The following is a 23205-nucleotide window of genomic DNA, read 5'->3' on the forward strand; positions in this document are numbered from 1 at the left end:
CCAGCCTGCTGGCGATGGCGGCGGGTCAGTCAACAATGAGGTGTCTGACCCACCGCGATCGCCAGCAGGCTGGCTCCCACAGTGATTGTGTTTAGAGGTTGACGACGTTGACGAACCGCGAAGCGGCGGTTTCATCAATCTTGAGGCTGGTGAAGTCGAACAGGTTACGGTCCGCCAGCTGCGACGGCTGCACGTTCTGCAAGCTGCGGAAAATGCTTTCGGTGCGGCCCGGGGTATTGCGTTCCCACTCTTGCAGCATGTCCTTGACCACCTGACGTTGCAGGTTTTCCTGGGAACCGCAGAGGTTGCACGGGATGATCGGGAATTGCTTGAAATCCGAGTAGGCCTGAATGTCTTTCTCGTTGCAGTAGGCCAGCGGCCGGATCACCACGTTGCGGCCGTCGTCGGCGCGCAGCTTTGGCGGCATGGCCTTGAGCGAACCGTTGAAGAACATGTTGAGGAAGAACGTCTCGACGATGTCGTCGCGGTGGTGACCGAGGGCCATTTTGGTCGCGCCGATTTCGTCGGCAAAGGTGTAGAGCGTGCCGCGACGCAGACGCGAGCAAAGCGAGCACGTGGTCTTGCCTTCCGGGATCAGCTCCTTGACCACCGAGTAGGTGTCTTTCTCGACGATGTGATATTCGATGCCCTGCGCTTTCAGATAGGCCGGCAGCACGTGCTCAGGGAAGCCTGGCTGTTTCTGGTCCATGTTCACGGCCACGATCTCGAACTTGATCGGAGCGACCTTCTGCAAGTGCAAGAGCACGTCGAGCAGGGTGTAGCTGTCCTTGCCACCGGACAGGCAGACCATGACCTTGTCGCCGTCTTCAATCATGTTGAAATCGGCAACAGCCTCCCCCGCCTGACGGCGAAGGCGCTTTTGCAGTTTGTTCTGGTTGACCGTAAGAGTGCCCATGACGCGAAATCCGTGAGGGTGACGAAAAGCCGGCATTTTACGCAAAAACCCATCGTCAGCGAAGTGCCTGGCGACTGCACTTTATCTGAGCTGAGCATCCCCCTGTGGCGAGGGAGCTTGCTCCCGTTGGGTCGCGCAGCGTCCCCGAAACCATCCTGTCCCATTGTGTCAGACAAACCCCGTCGACCGTTTTTGCGACTGCTGCGCAGCCGAACGGGAGCAAGCTCCCTCGCCACATAGGTCGCGCAAGACCCTGCGGCGATTAGCAGGGAGGTTTACAGCGCAATTTGCTCTAACGCCCTGCAACCTGCGCCGTTAAGACCTTTCTATACTGCGACATAAGGTCGCACACATATCCAGACCTTTGACTTACTTGGCCACTTTGGCCTGTAGGCGCTCCACTGGGGGGCGACGGTAAAAACAAGAGGAGTGACTGGCATGATCCATCACGTAGTGGGGCTCTTCACCCACCCCGACCAGGAATGGAAAGAAATCCGTGGCGACCAAGAGGAAAGCATCAGCCACATGTACCTGACTCACACGCTGATTCTGGCGGCAATTCCCGCTGTGTCGGCGTTTATCGGCACCACTCAGGTCGGTTGGGTTATCGGCAATCGAGCGCCGGTCATGCTGACGCAGGAAAGCGCGCTATGGATGACGATCATGTCATACCTGGCGATGCTCGGCGGCGTCGCGGTCATGGGCGCATTCATCCACTGGATGGCCCGTACCTATGACGCCAATCCAAGCCTGGCCCGCTGCGTTGCATTTGCGACCTACACCGCGACCCCGCTGTTCATCGGCGGTCTGGCGGCGTTGTACCCACATATGTGGCTGGGGATGATCGTCGGGACGGCGGCCATCTGCTACACGGTGTACTTGCTGTATGTGGGGCTACCCACTTTCATGAACATTCCATCAGACGAGGGCTTCCTGTTTTCCAGTTCGGTACTTGCCGTAGGCCTGGTGGTGCTGGTCGCCATCATGGCGTTTACAGTGATTGTCTGGGGACTCGGCGTGGGGCCGGTCTACACCAATTAGCAACTCACCACCCAAAAACAAGATCTGCCAACACAGGCCGCCGCAAGGCGGCCTTCTAATGTGTGAGAGGTAACGACCATTCGGCGCCTCGGCGATTCGCAAGGCCCCAGGGTTGCGGCATACTCGACGTCTCTGGAGATCCATCAAGCATGCCCGAGCAACTCAATACCCGCGTCGAAGACTGTTACCAACTGGCCGAATCCTTTTTCAAACGAACCTTCAACCGTCCCGTGGTGAGCCTCAAGCTGCGCGGTCAAAAAGCCGGTGTCGCGCATTTGCACGAGAACCTGCTGCGCTTCAATCCGCAACTGTACCGGGAAAACACCGAAGACTTCCTCAAGCAGACTGTGGCCCACGAAGTGGCGCACCTGATCGCCCACCAACTGTTTGGCGACCGCATTCAGCCGCACGGCGAAGAGTGGCAACTGATCATGCGTGGCGTGTACGAACTGCCGCCCAATCGCTGCCACACCTACGACGTCAAACGCCGCAGCGTGACGCGCTACATCTACAAATGCCCGTGCGTTGACAGCGATTTCCCGTTTTCGGCCCAGCGCCATGGTCTGGTGAGACAGGGGCGGCGGTATTTGTGTCGGCGCTGCCGGAGCACGTTGGTGTTCAGTGGGGAGATGCGGGTCGAATAGTCAGGTTGTGGTGTTTCGGCCGGCCTCTTCGCGGGCAAGCCTCGCTCCCACAGGATCTGCGTCGTTCATAAATCTTGTGCTCAATTCAATATCTGTAGGAGCGAGGCTTGCCCGCGAAGAGGCCGGTACAGTCGCTAGAGAATCACCTTGGCACGGCGCAATTCTGCAATACGCTCAGCACTCAACCCCAACTCCTCCAACACCTGATCCGTATGCTGCCCCAACACCGCGCCGATATGCCGTGGCTCCGGCAACCCCTCTGAGAACTTCAACGGGCAGGCCATTTGCAACTGCGCAGAACCATCCCCCCGTGGCACCCGCGTCACCAACTTCCGCGCCTGCAACTGCGGATGCTGCACTGCCTCGCCCACACTCAGCACCGGCTCGACACAGGCATCGACCCCGGCAAACAACTCGCACAACTGCGCAAAGTCATGCTTCTCGAATTCGGCTTTCAACTCATTCTTCAGCGCCTGTTGCTCGGCGGGTTTGGGCGACAGGCCCTTTGCCGCCAGCTCCGGCCGTCCCAGCGCGCTGCACAGTTGCTGCATGAAGGCCGGTTCCAGACTGCCCACCGATAACCAGCGCCCGTCTCGCGAGCGGTAATAGTCGTAGAAACTGCCGCCATTGAGCATCTGATCCTCCCTGCCCGGCTCCACGCCACAGGCCAGGTACCCGGCGCCGGCCATAGCGTTCAGGCTGAAGGCGCAGTCGGTCATGCTCACATCCAGATGCTGCCCCACCCCGGTCTGATGCCGGGCGATCACCGCCGCCAGCAACCCGATCACTCCATGTAACGAGCCGCCGGCGACATCCGCCACCTGCATGCCCAACGGCAGCGGCCCGCTCTCGGTGCGGCCGGTGTAGCTCGCCAGCCCCGCCAGCGCCAGGTAGTTGATGTCGTGGCCGGCGCGGTCCTTGTAGGGGCCGGTCTGGCCATAACCGGTAATCGACACGTAGATCAGCCGTGGATTGATCGCCTTCAACGCGTCATAACCCAGGCCCAGGCGTTCCATCACACCGGGGCGGAACTGCTCCAGCACAATATCGTGGTCCGCCAGCAACTGCTTGATCACCTCCAGCGCCTCGGGCTGTTTGAGGTCCAGCGCCAGGCTGCGCTTGTTGCGATTGAGGTAGGCGTGGCTGGCCGATACCCCGTGATCGTGCGGCGGCAACACCCGCAGCAAATCCATGCGGGTCGGCGATTCGATGCGCAAGACTTCAGCGCCCATGTCCGCCAGCAACAACGAGGCAAACGGCCCCGGCAGCAGTGTCGAGAAATCCAGAACCTTGAGTGATGCCAGTGGACCGGGCATGAGCGACCTCCGTGAACGATGCCTCCAGCCTAGGCAGGCAAACGCATTGCAGCAATCACCTGAAGTGTCAGCAGCGGTGACCGTTACGCTCAAATCCCGGGCAAGAAAAAACCCGCCGAAGCGGGTTTTTCATTTCAGGCAGTCTTACTTGACGTTAGTCGGGGTTGGACCTTCGGCCACACCCAGATCGTCTTCTTCACGAGTGTCGGAGATACCGCGACCACCGGAAGCCAGCTCGACTTGCAGCTTGTCTTCATCCAGCTCTTTCACCCACTTGGCCACGACCAGGGTCGCAACAGCGTTACCAACGAGGTTGGTCAGTGCACGGGCTTCGGACATGAAGCGGTCGATACCGAGGATCAGCGCCAGGCCGGCAACCGGCAGAGTACCCACAGCCGATAAGGTGGCCGCCAGCACGATGAAGCCACTGCCGGTCACACCGGCCGCACCTTTGGAGGACAACAGCAGCACCAGCAGCAATGTGATCTGGTGAGTGAGGTCCATTGGGGTATCAGTCGCCTGAGCGATGAACACAGCGGCCATGGTCAGGTAGATCGAAGTACCGTCGAGGTTGAACGAGTAGCCGGTCGGGATCACGAGGCCGACAACGGATTTCTGTGCACCCAGGCGTTCCATTTTGATCAGCATGCGCGGCAGAGCGGATTCCGAGGAGGAAGTACCCAGCACGATCAGCAGCTCTTCACGGATGTAGCGAATCAGCTTCAGCACACTGAAACCGTGCGCGCGGCAGATGGCGCCCAGCACCAGCACCACAAACAGGATGCAAGTGATGTAGAAGCAAATCATCAACTGGCCCAGCTGCACCAGCGAGCCGACACCGTAGGCACCGATGGTGAACGCCATGGCGCCGAAGGCACCGACTGGAGCGAGCTTCATGATCATGTTGATGATGTTGAACATCACGTGGGCAAAGCGATCGATGAAGTCCAGCACCGGCTTGCCGTAAGCACCCAGGCGATGCAGCGCGAAACCGAAGATCACCGAGAACATCAGCACTTGCAGGATGTCGCCGTTGGCGAAGGCCCCGACGATGGTGTTCGGGATGACGTTGAGGATAAAGGCGATGATGCTCTGGTCTTTACCGGCCGAGATGAAGCCAGCAATTTTGCTGGTATCCAGGGTGGTCACGTCGATGTGCATGCCGGCACCCGGTTGCACGACGTTAACCACGACCAGGCCGATCAACAGCGCGATGGTGGAAACAATTTCGAAGTACAGCAGCGCATAGCCGCCGGTCTTGCCCACCGATTTCATGTTCTGCATGCCCGCGATACCGCTGACGACGGTGCAGAAGATGATCGGTGCAATGACCATTTTGATCAGTTTGATGAACCCGTCACCCAGCGGCTTGAGGGCCACACCGGTCTGCGGGTAGAAGTGACCGAGCAAAATGCCGATGGCAATAGCAACGATCACCTGGAAATACAGGGATTTGTACAGTGGCTGACGAGTCGTCATTGCAAAGTTCCTCAAGAGTGCCCCGTGACAACATCCATCTGTTGCCCAAGACACTTCAATTGCGAACCCTCCTGCACTGGAGGGATTTGTTTTGTCGAGCTGCGCACGGCAGGCATCTGCTCGTTGCATCGCAAGGCCCGTGCCACCTTCGTCAAAAAACCTGCGCGCCTTTTGACATCAAGGGTTACAGGTTCAACCTTGTCACCGACCGGTTACAACAATGTGGCGGATTTCCGCCCATCGACCAGACCTCGTCCTACAATTTGGCGGATATCCGCCTGTTCATCGTCAGGACTGGCGACTACCATCCGTCGTTCAATGCGTCGGACCTGCCTGCTATGCGTGAACGCACCATCGCCAGTCATTTCGCCCGTGCCGTCCTCGGTGGCGCGCGCCGCTTGGGTTATGACTATTCAAACCTGCTGCAACAACTCGGCATCAGCCCCGAGTTGCTGGAGGAGCCGCGTGCGCGGATTGCGCCGGAACAGTTCACGCGATTGATCCAGGGGTTGTGGCTGGCCCTCGACGACGAGTACCTCGGTTTCGGGCCGACACCCAGTAAAACCGGGACTTTCGCGATGATGTGCCACGCCGTGATCCACTGCCGCAACCTCGATAAGGCTCTGCATCGCGGCTTATTGTTTTATAGCCTTTTCCCCGAGGGCCCGCGCCTGACCCTGACCCGCGAAGACGAAATGGTCCGCCTGAGCCTCGATGATTCGAAGTTCCAGGACCCCGACCATTTCCTCACCGAAAGCCAATTGATGGTGTGGCATCGCCTCGGCAGCTGGCTGATCGGCCAACGCATTCGGCTGGAGCAGGCGACGTTCAGTTATCCACGGCCCGAGCACGGGGCCGAATATGACTTGCTGTTCCCCTGCCCCATGGTGTTTTCCTCGGCGCAAAGCAGCCTGCTGTTTCATAGCCGCTACTTGAACATGCCGTTGTTGCAGGACGAACGCACCCTCAAGCATTTCCTCCAACACTCCCCCGCCGACCTGCTGTCGCGTCCGGATGACGGCGACAGTCTGAGCAGTCAGCTGCGCCGCTTGCTCAGCCGCGACAGTGCACGCTGGCCGGACCTGGAAGCGGTGGCCGCGCACCTGCACATCAGCCCCCAGACCTTGCGCCGGCATTTGCGTGAAGAAGGGTCGAGTTTTCAGGAATTGAAGGATCAGTTGCGGCGGGACATTGCGATTTATCACCTGGGGCGGGCGGATCTGTCGTTGCAGCAGATTGCCGAGCAGTTGGGGTTTTCAGAGCCTTCGGCGTTTCACCGGGCTTTCAAGAAATGGACCGGGTTGACGCCGGGGGCCTATCGCGCGCAAGAGAACTGAATCTGCGTTGAATTGACTGGCCCCTTCGCGAGCAAGCCCGCTCCCACATTGATCTCGGGGATCCACAAATTTTGTGATCACCGAAGCCCCCTGTGGGAGCGGGCTTGCTCGCGAAGAACGATAACGCGGTCTACCTGACCGAACGCCTACGCCGGATCAAGCCTGTCCAGCATCCGATTCACCGCCAACTCCCCCAGCATCACCACCTGTTGAATCCCCAGCACCGTGTTGCGATGCGGCCCCTCCATCAACCCTGCAAAATTACTCAGCATCACACTTGCCGACGCCATGGATTCACAGGCGTTGACCAGCAGGGTCTCGCATCGGTATCAGCGGCCACGAAGTAAATCGTGCTGGGTTTGCGTGGCGTGTCTTGAGGAATGACCGGTTTGAGGTAGTAATCGAGGGCGCGGTCGGCGGCTTCGTTGAGTTTTTTGGAGTCGGCGGTTTCGTAGGGGGAAACGTCGTCGGCTTCTGGCGGGTTGGGTGTGATCTTGAACATATGAAGCTCCGTGATTGGTTGAGCCACCACGACCTATCGCTAAACAAGTAAAGGTGGCGGCTGTACGCAGGTTAGCGATCCGGGACACAGAAACCCCGGGTAGACCTCGAAGGTCTCCCGCGCACAGCCACCATTACGCGAATTGCAGGCACTAAAAACTGCAATCAACTCTTGGGCGCTTTTACGTCTGTGATGGGATCGGATCGCTAAACCCGATCGCTGATTCGTCAGCGACCCGCAAAAGATAGAGCCCACGCCCAAGGCGCACAAGCCGGCGGATTCTGGCGTAGTCGTAGGCAGCGGCGCAAGGATGTGTAGCCTGAGTGAGTGTCTGGAGATGTCTTTTAAACATCTCCGTTTATTGCTTGATCAGATACCAGTAGGAAGGAAGGCAGGGACGAACAAAAAACAACAAATAAATGCGTCCCCTTTTCCCTCTTTTCCCTTGCCTTCCTTTTCCCCTCGAGTCTTTCTCTATGAGTAATTCAACGGAATGATCGCAAATGCTTTGGCGCTGGTAACATACGGCACCCCGTTTGCAGGTGCGTTGACGGGCAGTGTACCTATTATGGGAATAGATCGCTGTGTTGACCCGTCCGGACGGAACCATTCTGTAATACAAGTAATCCAGTTTCGATTCAAATTATCGACCCTGATTGTCGACACCCAACCTCTTCTAACATACCCATCATTACCCATTTGAGTCATCGACGGATATTGTGGAAGGTTATCCACCTTATATTTGTCATACCTGATACTCATAGGGGAAATAAACCTGTTAAGCAAAATTGCATCCCCCGTCTGCCCTTGTTCTCGAGCCCAAACCACTGCCTGCTGGGGCGTCAGCATTGTGGGGCTGAACACCACTTGATATACATTAGAGACTGTTACCGGATACTTGCCGGCGCTGCCGTTAGCGTCTTCAACTTCAATATAGGTACTCCCATTCATGCGCCCCGTAACCTTTCCTTCCTGGGAGACAAACGCAATACTCGAGTTGCCCGACTTATACGTTATCGGTAGTTGCCCCGTAGTCGGCCGGCGCGTTGCGTTGTTATTGTTGATGGGGTCATCCGTTTCATTCCACCCACTCACATAGACCGCTAAACCGTTCAGTTCCATTGTCGATGTGTCGATAATCAAGGGGCGAACAACATTAAAATGCCACGGCGGAGTAGATACCAACTTACTTCCGTATAGCGCTTTGGCCGTGAAGCTTTGAGAACCTACCGCCACGGTGACAGAAACGGTCCATCTGCCGTCAGTTTGACTGGTTTGAACAGGCGGCCCTGCAGCGGCGTTCATATTGAGGATCTGGACCAACTGGCCTTTGCTTGCCTTGCCTTCCAAGGTCACGTTCACATCAGTGATCGTGTCACCCGGAAGAATTGCGCTCCCCCCGGATTTTCTTACCGAGGTGATGGTTGGCCTTTCATCCACTACAGGCTCACCAATCACCTGCGCCCTGGCGGGCGTCGAGGTAGCGATAACCGTACCGTTTCGGACCAACTGATACACCACCGTCAACGTGCTCCTGGCGATGATCTTGTTGTTTGGAATACTCCACACAAACTGACTTGGCACTTGCGTGATAGGCGAGGTTTCTTCGTGAGTCGCAACGACACCGCCATTCAACTCGGCGGTAAAAACCAGCTTGATCGAATCGCCCACTTTCCAGATCGTTTCAATAAGGTGGATCAACGCCGATAAGGGATTACCGTTCAATTTTGCGAGGTCCACAGTATTGGGATCGTCATTGTTCTCGGACGGGATTTCTCGCAGGATTGCCGCCGAGAGATTGAGACGGCCAAGGTGAACATCTATCTCTTTGGTGGACGACTGGTTGGAGTTGCCCAGCTGGTCAAAAACGCGAAAATCAACCTGCAGGTACGGGTTGTCACCCACCTGCTGGAACGCGTCGGTGAACAGTGTTTTGGTCACCGGCACCGAAGCGTCGGTGATCTCCCAATCAACCGACTCATCGCCTAACTGAAAGCGAATGCGGTCATAGGCTCGCCGGTTGGAATAGGTGAACCCGAACGCCACGCCTTGCGCCGCCCGTGCGGCGCTGACCCCATCCTTGATCACATCGGGCGGGATCACCAGATCCAGCCCCTGCGGCGCTGGCTCACCGGGAGTTCGCAGGTAATACAGCACATTCAAATCCCGAGAGTCTTCGCTGCTGTTCCCACTGACACGGGTGACCTTGTAATGCAATCGGTTGACGCCGTTGCGCAAGCGGCCGTGCGGCACATACAGCCGGATGCGCTGTTGTTCCTCTCCCGGAGCGACGGTTTTACCGGTAACGGGCGTGGGGTCGTCATTGACATACAAGTCAACGCGATCATCAACGGCCATGGTCCTGGAGAGAAGTTGAAGCTCCTGCCATGGATCAACCAGGCACTCAAGACCTTGCACCTGCCCATCGTAGAGGGATTTTGGAATACCGCCGTGAGCGAGATCGGCAGGTTTCACCGGCGACACCCAACCTGGGATGTGCACCGGAAACAGTACAAATATTGCGTTCAACGCCGCTGACTGGATGTCCATTATTTTCTCCCTGAGTGTGAGGTTTTTAGCCCTCTCGGGCCCCAAGGCCATCACACACTGGTAGGGAGAAACCGGCTACTGTCAGAAATAACAGGTCAGCGGCGTTTTGCGACGAATGGTCAGCTCATAAGTCGGGTTGATGCGGGGCTTTTCATGTTTGACAGAAGTGATTATTGGGTTGAGTTGGCGGGCCTCATCGCGAGCAGGCTCGCTCCCATAGGTTTCGAGTCAGAACACAAACGTTGTGAACGACATAGCCTACTGTGGGAGCGGGCTTGCTCGCGATGAGGCCCGTCGGAACACCATCAAACCCTGCGATCAAACCACCGGAAAATGAATCCGGAACGCCGCCCCGCCCATCGGCGAATCCCCCAGCGTCAGCTTCGCGTTGTAGCTCTCGATAATGTCCTTGACCACCGCCAACCCGATCCCCTGCCCCGGATGCTGGCGATCCAGCCGTTCACCCCTTTGCAGAATCCGCGCACGCTGATCCGACGGTACGCCCGGCCCGTCATCTTCAACGCACAACTCAACCCCGGCGAGGGTTTCGCGCACGCTGATGCGTACTTCGCTCAGGCACAGCCGATAGGCGTTTTCCAGCAGGTTACCCATCATTTCCAGCAAGGCGCCCTGTTCGATCGGCACGTAGCACTGATCCGGCAAATCAAAAGCGACGCGCACGCGTTTGTCGCGGTAGACCTTGTCCAGCGTGTCGCAGAGGCTTTGCAGCACCGGTTGCAGGCGCACCTGGTGGCGTACCAGGCCGCTTTTGCGCAGGCTGGCGCGTTGCAGTTGATAGCCGATCTGCTGGCTCATGCGTTCGATCTGGGTTTGCAGCACCCACGCCTGATCGCGGTTTTCCGGGCGCTGGGCCATGTCTTCGCTGACGCCTTGCAGCACGGTCAGCGGGGTTTTCAGGCTGTGGGCCAGGTCGTCGAGGGAGTCGCGGTAGCGGCTGCGCTGCTCGCGTTCGCTGTGGAGCAAGCGGTTAAGGGAGCCGGTCAGGCGCAGCAGTTCGCGCGGGTGTTGTTCGCTGAGGCTTTCGCGGGCGCCGCTTTCGATTTCGTCGAGTTCCTGACTGAGTCGGCGCAAGGCCTGCAAGCCCCAGGTCAGGCCGATCCACAGCAACGCGAGCAGCACCAGCAACGCGGCGCCGAAACCGAGGTAGAGGTTTTCGCGCAGGCCTTCGAGGGTGACTTCGTATTCACGCACCGGTTGCAGGGCGACGATGCTGAACGCCGCGCTTTTGCCGCCGAGCAGTTTGACCTCGACGTCGTAGACGAAAAATTCCTGACCGTCGGCCTCGCTAATGCGCGCGAACTCATTGCCGCGTCCGTCGTAACGCGGTTTGTAGTTGATCTTCTCTTCGCCGGTGGCCTTCGAGCGCCAGACCAAATGACCTTCGCGGTCATAGATGTAGCCGAGCAAGCGGCTGTCGGTCAGGTTAAAGCGCTCATCGGGCAACTGCGCCGGCATCTGCAGGGAGTTGTTTTCCACCCGCGCGGCGGAAATCAACGTGTTTACGTCCGACGCCAGGCGTTGCTCGATGGAATCCTGTAACGCCAGGCTGAACGCGCCCTGCATCGCTGGCAGTAACGCCAGCATGAACAGCACCGCCAGGGTGGCGGCGGCAAGCATCAATCGGACACGAAGGGAGCGAATCAAGTGCAGCGCTCATTGAACAGGTAGCCGAGACCACGCACGGTGTCGATCGGTTTGAAACCGGCCGGGCCTTCGAGTTTGCGGCGCAGACGGCCGACCAGCACTTCGATGACGTTCGGATCGCGCTCGTCGTCATCCGGATAGAGCTGCTCCATCAAGCGGTCCTTGGCCACCACTTGCTGGTGATGCCGCATCAGGTACTCGAGGATTCGATACTCGTAGGCGGTCAGCGCCAGCGGTTGTTCATCGAGGGACGCTTGTTTGCGATTGAGGTCGAGCAGCAGCGGCCCGGCGACGATGGTCGACTGGGTGAAACCGCTGGAGCGGCGCAGCAAGGCATTCAGGCGCGCATCGAGCTCTTCGAACTGGAACGGCTTGACCACGTAATCGTCGGCGCCGGCGGCGAGGCCTTCGACCTTGTCCTGCCAGTTGCCACGCGCGGTGAGGATCAGGATCGGGAAGGTCTTGCCGCGCGAGCGCAGGTGACGGATCAGGTCGAGCCCGCTTATGCCCGGCAAGCCGAGGTCGATCACCGCCAGGTCGTGGTTGAACTGCTCGGTCTGGTACAGCGCCTCCTCGGCGTTGGCCACGGACTCGACCACGTGGCCGCTGTCCGTCAGGCGGGTTTGCAGGTGATGGCGCAACAGCGCTTCATCTTCGACGACCAGCAGTTTCATAACGCTCTCCTAGGCAAATCGTTATCTCCAGCAGCACAGTTTTCAGTCAGCTCGTGGAACCTGTGGGAGTGAGCCTGCTCGCGATAGCGGTGCGTCAGTCGACATCAATGTCGAATGTGCTGGCCCCATCGCGAGCAGGCTCGCTCCTACACAGATTGTGCTTATCTGACAGACATTACTTATCAGAAAGCGTAGTTGGCGGACAGGTAGGTCTGGGCGCTGCTGGTCAGGTCCAGCGAACCCTGTTTGCTGCCACCGCGCTCGCTCATCTCGGTGCTGGCGTTGCTGCGCAGGTAACGGTAACCCAGCTCGACCGAGGTGTTTTGCGACACTTGCTGCAACACGCCAACCTGGCCGCCGATGGCGTAACCGATGTTGCTATCGCGGCTGAAACCTGGGGATTCCTGGGTCATTTTGGTCAGGCCGGCCGTGGCACCGCCGAACAATTTGGTGCTGCTGCCCACCGGGTAGAACAGATCGTAGCTGCCCAACAGGTTTTCCTGACGCAGTTTAATGCCATTGTGCGAACCCGACACGTTGTCGTAAGTGGCGTAGTAGCGGCCCTGGCTGTTTTGCTGGCCCAGACGCACACCCCAAGTGGTGTCCTTGCCGATCACGCCGTCGGCGTTCGGGCTGTTGAGGTTGTCATTCAGGGCGTGGGACTTTCTGACCTTGTCGCTGGTCTGTCCAAGAGTAAGGCTGGCGAAATTGTCGTTGGAGGCGTAAGCCGCGGTGCTCGCGCCCAGGACGGTGAAAGCCAGAAGCAGTTTTTTGAAGTGAGTCATTGGGGAGTTTCCTCATGCGCTATTTGCTTTTTGGGTACGGGGCAAGGTTACGCACCCACCCCTGAACTCCCCCTGAACGCACTCTGAACCTAAGCTGAATCAACTCCACCCGGCTGTTTTGATGACTTTTATGCAGGAGATCTGACCATGCGCGTTTTTCTCGCCCTTTTATTACTGGCCTTGAGCGGGCTCAGCCACGCCGCAATCAAGACTGAGGAAATCCCCTATCAGAGCCCCGACGGCACGAAGCTGATCGGCTATTACGCTTACGACGATGCTATTAAAGGCCAACGTCCGGGCGTGGTGGTGGTGCACGAATGGTGGGGCCTCAACGACTACACCAAGCGCCGCGCCCGCGATCTGGCCAGTCTGGGTTACAGCGCACTGGCCATTGATATGTATGGCGATGGCAAGAACACCGAGCATCCCAAGGACGCCATGGCCTTCATGCAAGCGGCGTTGAAAGACAGTGCCGCGTCCAGCGCCCGTTTCCAGGCCGGGCTCGATTTGCTGAAGAAACAGCCACAGACCAATCCGGATAAAGTCGCTGCCATCGGTTACTGCTTCGGTGGTGCCGTGGTGCTGAATGCAGCGCGTCAAGGCGTGCCGCTGGCGGGCGTGGTGAGTTTCCACGGCGCGCTGGCGACCAAAACGCCCGCAACGCCGGGCAGCGTGAAAGCGAAAATCCTGGTGGAGCATGGCGCGCTGGACAGCATGGTGACGGCGGATAACGTCGCGGCGTTCAAGGCTGAGATGGACAAGGCCGGGGCTGATTACCAGTTCGTCAGCCTTGAGGGCGCCAAGCACGGGTTCAGTAATCCGGACGCGGATCGGCTGGGCCATGGCGACCATGGTGGGCCGGATATCGGCTACAGCAAAGCGGCGGATGAAAAGTCCTGGGCGGATATGCAGGCGTTTTTCAAGAAGATTTTTGGTTGAGCAGAAAGACCGAGGCGTGGCCTTCGCGGGCAAGCCTCGCTCCTACAGGTTTTGAGCCGATCACGAAATGGCGGAACAACACAAAACCTGTTGGAGCGAGGCTTGCCCGCGAAGAACGATAACGCGGTCTAACGTCAGGACTACCCAGCCACAAGGCAACCCGGCAAAATGCCCGACATGAATTCCACCCCCGCCCTACCCGCCTGCTGCACCCCGCTCGATGCCCATTGGCCGCTGCCGTTTGTGCTGCCTGATACGGTGCTGTTGAGCACGCATTTCGATACCTCCCTACTGGCCAGCGATGATTTCCAACGCAGTGCCATCGAGCCGCCAGCGAGCATCCAGCGCTCGGTCGCCAAGCGTCAGGCCGAGTTTCTGGCCGGCCGGGTCTGCGCCCGGGGGGCGTTGCAGCAGCTGGAAGGGCTGAGTTTCAGCCCGGCCATCGGTGAAGACCGGGCGCCGGTCTGGCCTGCCCATATCAGCGGCTCAATCACCCACAGCACCGGCCGGGCTGCGGCGATTGTGGCGAAAAAAGCTGATTGGCGTGGTTTGGGAATGGACCTGGAAAACCTGCTCAACCCTGAACGGGCCGAACGCCTGGCCGGGGAAATCCTCACCCCGCCGGAATTGCAGCGCATGGCCGCAGGCCACAGTGATCAGTTGGCGATGCTGGTCACGCTGACGTTTTCGGTGAAGGAGAGTCTGTTCAAGGCGCTTTATCCGATTGTTCGGCAGCGGTTTTATTTTGAGCATGCTGAGGTGCTGGAGTGGACCGAGGCGGGTGAAGTGCGGCTGCGATTGCTCACGGACCTGTCCAGCGAATGGCGCAATGGCACCGAGCTGGAGGCGCAGTTTGGGGTGGTGGATGGGCAGTTGTTGAGTCTGGTCAGTATCAAGGCTTGAGATCTTTAGTGTCGGGTCGGGCCTCTTCGCGGGCAAGCCTCGCTCCTACGGGGGCCTACGCGAACGCTGTAGGAGCAAGGCTTGCCCGCGAAGGCGATGGAACATTCACCACACCTCTCAGCGCTTCTCCTGATTCCGCGGCCAACTCAGGCTGAAGCACGCCCCGCCCAGACTCTTGCTCTTGCTGATCAACGCCCGCCCGTCATGCCAATGGATGATCCGTCGCACGATGGAAAGTCCCAAGCCATGCCCACCCGAGGCCCGGGTGCGGCTGTCATCAAGGCGCAGGAACGGCGTGAAGATTTTCTCCCACGCCGACTCCGGCACACCCGGCCCGTCGTCTTCGATGTCTACCCGGCAACGCTGCTGCCCCACCTGATAGCTGACGGTCACCCGCGACGAAGCATGGCGCATGGCGTTGCTCACCAGGTTCTGGATCGCCCGGTGTAAATAGCGCGGCTCGGCCTCGACCCAGGCATCGTCGCAATCGGCGGCGGACAAACACAACCCGCGCTGCACGGTGACGTCGGCGCGTAACGGCGCCAATTCCTCGATCACTTGATTGATCAACGCATCCAGATCGATCCGCTGGAAATTCAGCGCTGGCGAGCCCTGCTCCAAACGCGCGTAGGTCAGCATTTCGTCCACCAGCTTGTCGAGGTCCTCGATGTCGTGGTCCATGCCTTCGCGGTATTTCTCCAGGGCCTGCGGCGTGGTGGCCGAGCCGATCATCTCCAGGCCAAAACGCAGGCGCGCCACCGGGGTGCGCAATTCGTGGGACACCGCGCGCACCAGTTCACGCTGGATCGCTAACAGTTGTTGCAAGTGCTCGGCCATGCCGTTGAACGCCGAGGCCAATCGCCCCACCGAATCCGCGCCGCGCGCCGGCACCCGGGTTTCCAGGCTGCCCTTGGCAATGCGCGTGGCGGCGGCTTCGAGGCCACGCAAGCGGCGCTCAAGTTGTCGCACCAATAGATAGACAATCAAACCGATCAGGCTCAAACCAAGGGCCGCGATCAGCACCAGCCATTCGGGCGGATAAGGATTCATCTGGTACAGCGGGCCAATTTCCAGGACCCACGGCGTGCCGACCATGCCGGCGAACACCCGGATCGAATCACCGCCCTTGCCCAGCGCCATCACGGTGTCGCCTTCGGAGATACGGCGACTCTGGTCTTCGTCCATGTCCGCCTGGTCGACGGTGACCAGGCGCAAGTCGAAACCAAAGCCCTTGTCTTGTTTCAATTGCGCCAGACGCTTGGGCTGTTCGGCCACCGGCACACGCACCAGTTCGTCGGCCAGCAGGTAGATAGTCGCTCGCGCCAGTTGCTCGCTGATCTGCTGGACTTCACCGGTGAGAACAAGCTGTTCCTTGTCGCTGACCAGTCGATACACCTTCGCCGCATGCGGGCCGGTCTGTTCCACCAGCGCCTGGCCGCGCAGGACGCGGGTGCGCTGCGTCAGGTCGAGATCGGTCTGGGCAAAGGTCTTCAGCGCCAACGGAATCCCGAGCAAACGCTCCCACACCAGCAAGGCCCGGTGGCGCTCGGTTTCGTTCATGGGGTTCAGGTTGTCGGCCATCAGCGAAAAGGTGCCGTGAGCCAGGCGTTCGCGGTATTGCTCGCTGCGCACCTGGTTGAGCAGGTGCAAGGCCAGTACGCCAAGCACCGCGACCAGAATCAGCGCCGCGCACATGCCGCCGTAGATGCGCAGGAAGATCGAGTTCACAGGGTGCAGGCTTCCGGAACGAACAGATACCCTTTACTGCGGATGGTTTTGATCAGTCGCGGGTGCTCCGGGTCGTCGCCGATTTTCGGGCGGATGCGCGAGATGCGCACGTCGATGGAGCGATCCTGGCCGTCATAGCCGATGCCGCGCAGGGCGGTGAAGATTTCTTCCCGGGACAGGATGCGCCCGGCGTTGGCGACCAGCAGCCACAGCAGATCAAATTCGGCGCTGGTGAGTTCGATGCCGCTGTCATTCAGCCAGGCTTCGCGCAATGCGTTGTCCACCACCAGCGGGCCGAACTGCAGCCGCCGTTGTTTCACCGGGGCCACTTCAGGGGCTTCACTGCGGCGCAACAGCGCCTGGATGCGCGCCAGCAGCAGACGCGGGCGCACCGGTTTGCACACGTAGTCGTCGGCGCCCAAATCGAGGCCGAGAATCTGGTCAGTGTCGTCGGTACGGGCGGTGAGCATCAGGATCGGGCCGTCATACTTGTCGCGGACTTTGCGGCAAATGCTCAGGCCGTCTTCGCCCGGCAGCATCAGGTCGAGGATCACCAGGTCCGGCTTTTCATTGATGATGCGGGCCGCGGCCAGGGCGCCATTACCCTCGATCGATACGCGCAGGCCATTGGCTTCCAGGTATTCGCGGGTCAGTTCGGCCAGACGCTGGTCGTCCTCCACAATCAATACCTGCCAGGCTTCTTGCTCCACGGTGACCTCTGCTTGCCAACAACACTTATAAGGAAGGATCCGCCCGTCTTTTTGTAATGATTGGGGAGGATAAGAATGCGTACACACTGGCCGATTGTATAAACGCCGAGCGCCGAGAACACAAGCCGGCAAATGCGTTCGGACAACGCGATTTTTTGTGATAGGGTTCGCGCCCTTAAAAATCCGAATGACTGTTTTCAGTCGCTGAAAATCAGTGAAAAACGGTCCGCTCCAGCTAGGTCGCGGCCTACACGCCCGTTCCACGTTTCACACACAATTTACGCACAGGTTTATCCACAGGTAGTACGTTGCAACACCCTCCAAAACGCATTATCTTGTACCTCGGCGCGAAAAAAACCCTACATGTAGGGTTTTGACTGAAAAAGCCCAACCACATTTCAGACCAGAAACTCAAGCGCTTTATTGCTGTTTCCGGTTGAACCAAGCGTGATTTTGAAAGCCCAAACCGCACCTGCGGATGGCACCGTTTTTTGAGGCCAGAACAGCCGGAACGGTACGGGTGTTGCAGTCATTACTGTCACCCTGAATGGAATCCGGTTTCGGGCCCCGGCTCGCGACCAAAGACTTCGGCAAGGAAGCGGCATCATTAGCCTTTTCCTACTGTCCCGAAGTTGTTATGCCCGACGCCCGTCGGTTGTAGTGCTTCAGGACAGAACGGTGGGCACCATGAAGGTGCTCAAACAAACATAGAGAATGTGGAGACACTCCCCCATGCAAACCGACACAACTCGCGAGAACCCGCAGGGCACCTTGCCGCAGGCCGCTGATTCGACTTCGGATCTGTCCGCCACCGCGCCTGGCCAACTGCGCGTGATCAAGCGTAACGGCACTGTCGTTCCTTATACCGATGACAAGATCACCGTCGCGATCACCAAAGCGTTTCTCGCAGTTGAGGGCGGCACCGCTGCCGCCTCGTCGCGAATCCATGACACCGTTGCCCGCCTGACCGAACAAGTCACCGCGACCTTCAAGCGTCGCATGCCTTCGGGCGGCACCATCCACATCGAAGAAATCCAGGACCAGGTCGAACTGGCCCTGATGCGTGCCGGCGAGCAGAAAGTGGCCCGCGACTACGTGATCTACCGTGACGGTCGTTCGAAAGAACGGGCTGCCCACGCACCGGCGGAAGAAGCAGTCAACGCTCACCCGTCGATCCGCATCACCCGCGCCGATGGCACCTTTGCTCCTTTGGACATGGGCCGCCTGAACACCATCGTCACTGAAGCGTGCGAAGGCCTGGAAGAAGTCGACGGCGACCTGATCCAGCGCGAAACCCTGAAAAACCTGTACGACGGTGTGGCCCTGACCGACGTCAACACCGCCCTGGTGATGACCGCCCGTACCCTGGTCGAGCGTGAGCCGAACTACTCGTTCGTGACCGCCCGCCTGCTGATGGACACCCTGCGTGCCGAAGGCCTGAGCTTCCTGGAAGTCGCTGAAAGCGCGACTCACCACGAGATGGTCGACCTGTACGCCAAGGCCTTGCCTGCGTACATCGCCAAGGGTATCGAATTCGAATTGCTGAACCCGGTCCTGGCCACCTTTGACCTGGAAAAACTCGGCAAGGCGATCAACCACGAGCGCGATCAGCAGTTCACCTACCTGGGCCTGCAAACCCTGTACGACCGTTACTTCATCCACAAGGACGGTATCCGCTTCGAACTGCCGCAAATCTTCTTCATGCGCGTGGCCATGGGCCTTGCGATTGAAGAGAAGCAAAAAGAAGACCGTGCGATCGAGTTCTACAACCTGTTGTCGTCCTTCGACTACATGTCGTCGACTCCGACCCTGTTCAACGCCGGTACCCTGCGTCCACAGCTGTCGAGCTGCTACCTGACCACCGTGCCGGATGACCTGTCGGGCATCTACCACGCGATCCACGACAACGCCATGTTGTCGAAATTCGCCGGCGGCCTGGGCAACGACTGGACCCCTGTTCGTGCATTGGGCTCGTACATCAAGGGCACCAACGGCAAATCCCAGGGCGTCGTACCGTTCCTGAAAGTGGTGAACGACACCGCCGTTGCCGTCAACCAGGGTGGCAAGCGCAAAGGCGCTGTGTGTGCCTACCTGGAAACCTGGCACATGGACATCGAAGAGTTCATCGAGCTGCGCAAGAACACCGGTGATGATCGCCGTCGTACCCACGACATGAACACCGCCAACTGGATCCCTGACCTGTTCATGAAGCGCGTCTTCGATGACGGCCCGTGGACCCTGTTCTCGCCATCCGAAGTTCCGGACCTGCACGACCTGACCGGCAAGGCCTTCGAAGAGCGTTACGAGTACTACGAAGCCCTGTCCCAGTACCCAGGCAAGATCAAGCTGTTCAAGACCATCCAGGCCAAAGACCTGTGGCGCAAAATGCTGTCCATGCTGTTTGAAACCGGCCACCCATGGCTGACCTTCAAAGACCCGTGCAACCTGCGCAGCCCGCAGCAGCACGTCGGCGTGGTTCACAGCTCGAACCTGTGCACCGAGATCACCTTGAACACCAACAAGGACGAGATCGCCGTTTGCAACCTGGGCTCGATCAACCTGCCGAACCACATCGTCAACGGCAAGCTGGACACCGCCAAGCTGGAACGCACCGTGAACACCGCCGTTCGCATGCTCGATAACGTGATCGACATCAACTACTACTCGGTGCCGCAAGCGAAGAACTCCAACTTCAAGCACCGTCCGGTCGGCCTGGGCATCATGGGTTTCCAGGACGCTTTGTACCTGCAGCACATTCCTTACGGTTCCGACGCGGCCGTCGAGTTCGCCGACAAGTCGATGGAAGCGGTCAGCTACTACGCGATCCAGGCTTCCTGCGACCTGGCCGACGAGCGCGGCGCCTACGAGACGTTCCAGGGTTCGCTGTGGTCCAAAGGCATCCTGCCGCTGGATTCGCAACAGATCCTGATCGAGCAACGTGGCCAGAAGTACATCGACGTTGACCTGAACGAATCCCTGGACTGGGCACCGGTTCGTGCCCGTGTGCAGAAAGGCATTCGTAACTCCAACATCATGGCCATCGCACCGACCGCGACCATCGCCAACATCACTGGCGTCTCGCAGTCGATCGAACCGACCTACCAGAACCTCTACGTGAAATCGAACCTGTCGGGCGAATTCACCGTGATCAACCCGTACCTGGTTCGCGACCTGAAGGCCCGAGGTCTGTGGGACTCGGTCATGATCAACGACCTGAAGTACTACGACGGTTCGGTGCAACAGATCGAGCGCATCCCGCAAGAACTCAAAGAGCTCTACGCGACGGCTTTCGAAGTGGACACCAAGTGGATCGTTGACGCGGCAAGCCGTCGTCAGAAGTGGATCGACCAGGCTCAATCGCTGAACCTGTACATCGCTGGCGCCTCGGGCAAGAAGCTGGACGTGACCTACCGCATGGCCTGGTACCGTGGTCTGAAAACCACTTACTACCTCCGTGCCCTGGCCGCGACCAGCACCGAGAAGTCGACCATCAACACCGGCAAGCTGAACGCTGTTTCCAGCGGCGGCAACCACGGTGAAGATTCGGTCCTGGCAGCACCTGCCGGCCCTGCTCCAGTGCCAAAGGCTTGCGCCATCGACGAGCCGGATTGCGAAGCTTGCCAATAAGCTGAGCCGGTGAGCGCTGAAAAGCGCTTGCCTGGATAACCCCCGATCAGTCCTCTGGATTGTCGGGGGTTTTCTTTTGCCTGGAGGAAAGTGGTGGCCGGGCTGACGCCTTCGTCGGAACGCCGCCCGGAGCAGTCTCGCTCCTACAGGGGACCGAGTTGGCTCGGAGAAATGCGATCAACTGTAGGAGAGAGCCTGCTCCGGGCGGCGTTCCGACGATGAGGCCAGCACTGATAACCAAGATGTCTACGCCAGGGACAAATCCCGGCCATAAAAAAGCCCCTCTTGCGAGGGGCTCTTTATTCAGCGCCAGCCTGCATCAGGTCATCTGAATGATGGTCTGCATGATGGTGCTCTGGGTGGAGATGGTCTTGGCGTTCGCCTGGTAGTTGCTCTGCGCCTTGATCAGCTCGACCAATTCATTGGTCAGGTTGACGTTGGACTCTTCCAGGGAGTTGGAAACCACCGAACCCAGCGTACCGGTTTTCGGTGCATCGACACCGGCCACGCCGGAGGCGAAGGTTTCTTTCCAGCGGGTACCACCGATTGGCTGCAGGCCTTGCTCGTTGGCGAAGCTGGCGACCGCTACCTGGCCGATGGCCTTGGTTTGCTGGTTGCTGAAGTTGGCGGTCATGACACCGCTTTCGTCGATGGTCAGGCTGGAGATCTGGCCAGTGGCGTAGCCGTCCTGATATTGCTGGGTACGGGCCGTCGCCGAGTTGAAAGAGGTGGTCTTGGTCATGTCGAAGGTCAGGCCACCGGTCGCCGGAACCGAACCGTTAGGACCCCAGACTTTCGGCGTCACGTTGGCGTTGGTCACCACGCCTGGCACCCAGCCGGTCAGCTTAAAGGTTTTGCCAGTCACGGCAAAACCCGCACTGCCGGTCATGGTGTTGACGGTACCGTCAGAGTTGAACGTCACGGTGGCAGTCACTGGCACCGGTGGCTCGGTGGCCGGGTTGGAAGGCGAACGACCGTCCACATAGGAATGTATGGTCCAAGCGTTAGTACCGGTTTTTACGTAATACTGATCCAGAGTGTGCTGGTTACCCTGGCTGTCGTAGATCGGGGTGGAGATTGGCTTGTTATAGCTCAATGGCTCGGCCGGGTTGAACGGCGTAACGGTCGGAAGGGTTTCCGAGGAGTTAAGGTTCATGGTCTGGTCGACGCGAGTGGTCGCCTTTGGCGACAGGCTCGAGGTGTCGATCTTCAGGTCGGTCAGCACGCCATTGATGATCTTGCCGTTGTCATCAACGCCGTAACCTTGCAGACGGTTACCGCTGTTGTCGATCACGTAGTTTTCAGCGTCAGTCTTGAACGCACCGGCACGGGTGTAGCTCAGGGAACCGTTGTCGCTGAGGATGAAGAAACCGTTGCCCTGGATACCCATGTCCAGCACGTTGCCGGTGTTGTTCACGTCGCCCTGACCGAACTGCTGGGAAACGTTGGCCAGACGCACGCCGTTGCCGATGGTCTTGCTGCCGGTACCCAGTCGCGTGGCCGAGTACACGTCTTCGAATTCTGCACGGGACGATTTGAAACCGGTGGTCGCGACGTTGGCGATGTTGTTGCCGGTCACGTCCAGTTGTTTGTTGGCTGCATAGAGACCGCTAAGGCCGATATTGAAAGACATATTCCACTCCTTTGTGCCGTGTTAGTCGGCTCTATATACCAATGGTCTGTACTTTGGACAGGGCAACGCTGCCCAGGCCTGCCAGGTTCAGCATCAACTCACCGCCGGTCTGGCTGATGGTCACGCTATTGACGGTTGCCGGCAGGTAAGTCACCAGCGAGGTCGCCTTGCTGTCGTAGGTTGCGGTGGCGGCAAATTTGTATGTGCCAGCCTTGGCCACTTCGCCCGCATCGTTCTTGCCGTCCCAGATGAAACTGGCGTTGCCGGCCTTCTGACTGCCCAGGTCGATGGTGCGGACCACTTTGCCATCGGCGCCGGTGATCTTGATCGTCACCGGATCCACCGATGCCGGAACCACGGCCGTGCCGTTGAAGCTCTTGGAGGTATCGACGACCGCTGTGTCGGTCTGCGCGACCACCGAGCGGCCCACCAGCGAAGACGCTTGCAGCGCTTGCGACGAGTTGTAGTTGCCGGCAATGCCGCTGACCGTTTCGTTCAGCGTGGTGATGCCTTCCAGGCTACTGAACTGCGCCAACTGGGCCACGAACTCGCCGTTGTCTTGCGGTTCCAGCGGGTTCTGGTTTTTCAGCTGGGTGACCAGCAATTGCAGGAACGCATCCTTGCCCAACGCCTTCTTGCCAGTGGCGCTGTTGGTCGCTGCGGTCAAACCGTCAGCACCGGTATTGGTCTTGACCGACGAATTGGCCAGGACGTCCTTGATGTTCAAGCCGCTGGTGGTATCGGTAACACTCATCT

17 protein-coding genes and 1 pseudogene are annotated in these 23205 nt (G+C 58.9%); 6 read left to right on the forward strand and 12 right to left on the reverse strand.

Annotation, left to right across the window (positions count from 1 at the left end):
• Nucleotides 1–91: 91 nt before the first annotated feature.
• On the reverse strand, nucleotides 92–916 hold the full coding sequence (gene ttcA / locus ACA068_RS21635) for a tRNA 2-thiocytidine(32) synthetase TtcA (protein ID WP_497304653.1): 825 nt from the start codon (nucleotides 914–916) through the stop codon (nucleotides 92–94).
• Between the two features lie 438 nt (nucleotides 917–1354).
• On the opposite strand from ttcA, the gene ACA068_RS21640 reads away from it, so the two are divergent.
• Nucleotides 1355–1957, forward strand: coding sequence for a Yip1 family protein (locus ACA068_RS21640; protein WP_010457124.1), 603 nt, complete (start codon nucleotides 1355–1357; stop codon nucleotides 1955–1957).
• A gap of 149 nt (nucleotides 1958–2106) precedes the next feature.
• Entirely contained in the window at nucleotides 2107–2601 is a 495-nt protein-coding gene (locus ACA068_RS21645; RefSeq protein ID WP_497304655.1) for a SprT family zinc-dependent metalloprotease, read from the forward strand.
• Between the two features lie 134 nt (nucleotides 2602–2735).
• Here the strand turns inward: ACA068_RS21645 and ACA068_RS21650 are convergent, their stop codons facing one another.
• The gene (locus ACA068_RS21650) at nucleotides 2736–3917 is read right to left on the reverse strand and encodes a CaiB/BaiF CoA transferase family protein (RefSeq protein ID WP_497304657.1); all 1182 of its coding nucleotides are present in this window, start codon (nucleotides 3915–3917) and stop codon (nucleotides 2736–2738) included.
• Nucleotides 3918–4061: 144 nt separating this feature from the next.
• Nucleotides 4062–5396, reverse strand: a complete 1335-nt coding sequence (locus ACA068_RS21655; RefSeq protein ID WP_497304659.1) for a dicarboxylate/amino acid:cation symporter — start codon at nucleotides 5394–5396, stop codon at nucleotides 4062–4064.
• Nucleotides 5397–5734: 338 nt separating this feature from the next.
• On the opposite strand from ACA068_RS21655, the gene ACA068_RS21660 reads away from it, so the two are divergent.
• Nucleotides 5735–6733 carry an AraC family transcriptional regulator gene (locus ACA068_RS21660; protein WP_497310643.1) on the forward strand — a complete coding sequence of 333 codons (999 nt, stop codon included), beginning with the start codon at nucleotides 5735–5737 and terminating at the stop codon, nucleotides 6731–6733.
• 146 nt (nucleotides 6734–6879) lie between these two features.
• On the opposite strand, the pseudogene ACA068_RS21665 reads toward ACA068_RS21660, so the two are convergent.
• From ACA068_RS21665 to ACA068_RS21685, 5 genes and pseudogenes are all read right to left on the reverse strand, one after another.
• Nucleotides 6880–7235: pseudogene (locus ACA068_RS21665) on the reverse strand (DUF6124 family protein).
• Nucleotides 7236–7709: 474 nt separating this feature from the next.
• Nucleotides 7710–9785 carry an immunoglobulin-like domain-containing protein gene (locus tag ACA068_RS21670; RefSeq protein WP_497304661.1) on the reverse strand — a complete coding sequence of 692 codons (2076 nt, stop codon included), beginning with the start codon at nucleotides 9783–9785 and terminating at the stop codon, nucleotides 7710–7712.
• A gap of 318 nt (nucleotides 9786–10103) precedes the next feature.
• Entirely contained in the window at nucleotides 10104–11450 is a 1347-nt protein-coding gene (locus ACA068_RS21675; RefSeq protein ID WP_497304663.1) for an ATP-binding protein, read from the reverse strand.
• Nucleotides 11447–12124, reverse strand: coding sequence for a response regulator (locus ACA068_RS21680; protein WP_497304664.1), 678 nt, complete (start codon nucleotides 12122–12124; stop codon nucleotides 11447–11449). Before ACA068_RS21680 ends, ACA068_RS21675 begins: the two co-directional genes overlap by 4 nt.
• Nucleotides 12125–12306: 182 nt before the next feature.
• Complete coding sequence (locus tag ACA068_RS21685) at nucleotides 12307–12909, reverse strand: hypothetical protein (RefSeq protein ID WP_497304665.1); 603 nt, start codon at nucleotides 12907–12909, stop codon at nucleotides 12307–12309.
• A gap of 147 nt (nucleotides 12910–13056) precedes the next feature.
• Here ACA068_RS21685 and ACA068_RS21690 point away from each other — a divergent pair, with 147 nt between their 5' ends.
• Together ACA068_RS21690 and ACA068_RS21695 are read left to right on the forward strand one after the other, a co-directional pair.
• Entirely contained in the window at nucleotides 13057–13848 is a 792-nt protein-coding gene (locus ACA068_RS21690) for a dienelactone hydrolase family protein (protein ID WP_497304667.1), read from the forward strand.
• Between the two features lie 177 nt (nucleotides 13849–14025).
• Nucleotides 14026–14751 (forward strand): 4'-phosphopantetheinyl transferase family protein, encoded by a 726-nt coding sequence (locus tag ACA068_RS21695; RefSeq protein ID WP_497304669.1) that lies wholly within the window; start codon nucleotides 14026–14028, stop codon nucleotides 14749–14751.
• A gap of 117 nt (nucleotides 14752–14868) precedes the next feature.
• Here ACA068_RS21695 and ACA068_RS21700 read toward each other — a convergent pair whose 3' ends face one another.
• Nucleotides 14869–16479, reverse strand: coding sequence for an ATP-binding protein (locus ACA068_RS21700; RefSeq protein WP_497304671.1), 1611 nt, complete (start codon nucleotides 16477–16479; stop codon nucleotides 14869–14871).
• On the reverse strand, nucleotides 16476–17189 hold the full coding sequence (locus ACA068_RS21705; RefSeq protein WP_497304673.1) for a response regulator: 714 nt from the start codon (nucleotides 17187–17189) through the stop codon (nucleotides 16476–16478). Before ACA068_RS21705 ends, ACA068_RS21700 begins: the two co-directional genes overlap by 4 nt.
• 732 nt (nucleotides 17190–17921) lie before the next feature.
• Between ACA068_RS21705 and ACA068_RS21710 the strand changes: the two genes are divergently transcribed.
• Nucleotides 17922–20816 (forward strand): ribonucleoside-diphosphate reductase subunit alpha, encoded by a 2895-nt coding sequence (locus ACA068_RS21710; protein ID WP_497304674.1) that lies wholly within the window; start codon nucleotides 17922–17924, stop codon nucleotides 20814–20816.
• A gap of 319 nt (nucleotides 20817–21135) precedes the next feature.
• On the opposite strand, the gene flgE is transcribed toward ACA068_RS21710, so the two are convergent.
• The gene (gene flgE, locus ACA068_RS21715; protein WP_497304675.1) at nucleotides 21136–22449 is read right to left on the reverse strand and encodes a flagellar hook protein FlgE; all 1314 of its coding nucleotides are present in this window, start codon (nucleotides 22447–22449) and stop codon (nucleotides 21136–21138) included.
• Nucleotides 22450–22480: 31 nt separating this feature from the next.
• Complete coding sequence (gene flgD / locus ACA068_RS21720; RefSeq protein WP_497304677.1) at nucleotides 22481–23203, reverse strand: flagellar hook assembly protein FlgD; 723 nt, start codon at nucleotides 23201–23203, stop codon at nucleotides 22481–22483.
• Nucleotides 23204–23205 lie beyond the last annotated feature (2 nt).

Source organism: Pseudomonas sp. LBUM1660 (assembly GCF_059695935.1).

What these genes read in the sequence shown, in the direction of transcription:
- ACA068_RS21645 (WP_497304655.1), top strand. Translation starts at nt 2,107, where the DNA reads ATGCCCGAGCAACTCAATACCCGCGTCGAAGACTGTTACCAACTGGCC.
- ACA068_RS21650 (WP_497304657.1), bottom strand. Translation starts at nt 3,917, where the DNA reads ATGCCCGGTCCACTGGCATCACTCAAGGTTCTGGATTTCTCGACACTG.
- ACA068_RS21695 (WP_497304669.1), top strand. Translation starts at nt 14,026, where the DNA reads ATGAATTCCACCCCCGCCCTACCCGCCTGCTGCACCCCGCTCGATGCC.
- ACA068_RS21685 (WP_497304665.1), bottom strand. Translation starts at nt 12,909, where the DNA reads ATGACTCACTTCAAAAAACTGCTTCTGGCTTTCACCGTCCTGGGCGCG.
- ACA068_RS21655 (WP_497304659.1), bottom strand. Translation starts at nt 5,396, where the DNA reads ATGACGACTCGTCAGCCACTGTACAAATCCCTGTATTTCCAGGTGATC.
- ACA068_RS21670 (WP_497304661.1), bottom strand. Translation starts at nt 9,785, where the DNA reads ATGGACATCCAGTCAGCGGCGTTGAACGCAATATTTGTACTGTTTCCG.
- ACA068_RS21690 (WP_497304667.1), top strand. Translation starts at nt 13,057, where the DNA reads ATGCGCGTTTTTCTCGCCCTTTTATTACTGGCCTTGAGCGGGCTCAGC.
- ACA068_RS21640 (WP_010457124.1), top strand. Translation starts at nt 1,355, where the DNA reads ATGATCCATCACGTAGTGGGGCTCTTCACCCACCCCGACCAGGAATGG.
- ACA068_RS21680 (WP_497304664.1), bottom strand. Translation starts at nt 12,124, where the DNA reads ATGAAACTGCTGGTCGTCGAAGATGAAGCGCTGTTGCGCCATCACCTG.
- flgE (WP_497304675.1), bottom strand. Translation starts at nt 22,449, where the DNA reads ATGTCTTTCAATATCGGCCTTAGCGGTCTCTATGCAGCCAACAAACAA.
- flgD (WP_497304677.1), bottom strand. Translation starts at nt 23,203, where the DNA reads ATGAGTGTTACCGATACCACCAGCGGCTTGAACATCAAGGACGTCCTG.
- ttcA (WP_497304653.1), bottom strand. Translation starts at nt 916, where the DNA reads ATGGGCACTCTTACGGTCAACCAGAACAAACTGCAAAAGCGCCTTCGC.
- ACA068_RS21660 (WP_497310643.1), top strand. Translation starts at nt 5,735, where the DNA reads ATGCGTGAACGCACCATCGCCAGTCATTTCGCCCGTGCCGTCCTCGGT.
- ACA068_RS21710 (WP_497304674.1), top strand. Translation starts at nt 17,922, where the DNA reads ATGCAAACCGACACAACTCGCGAGAACCCGCAGGGCACCTTGCCGCAG.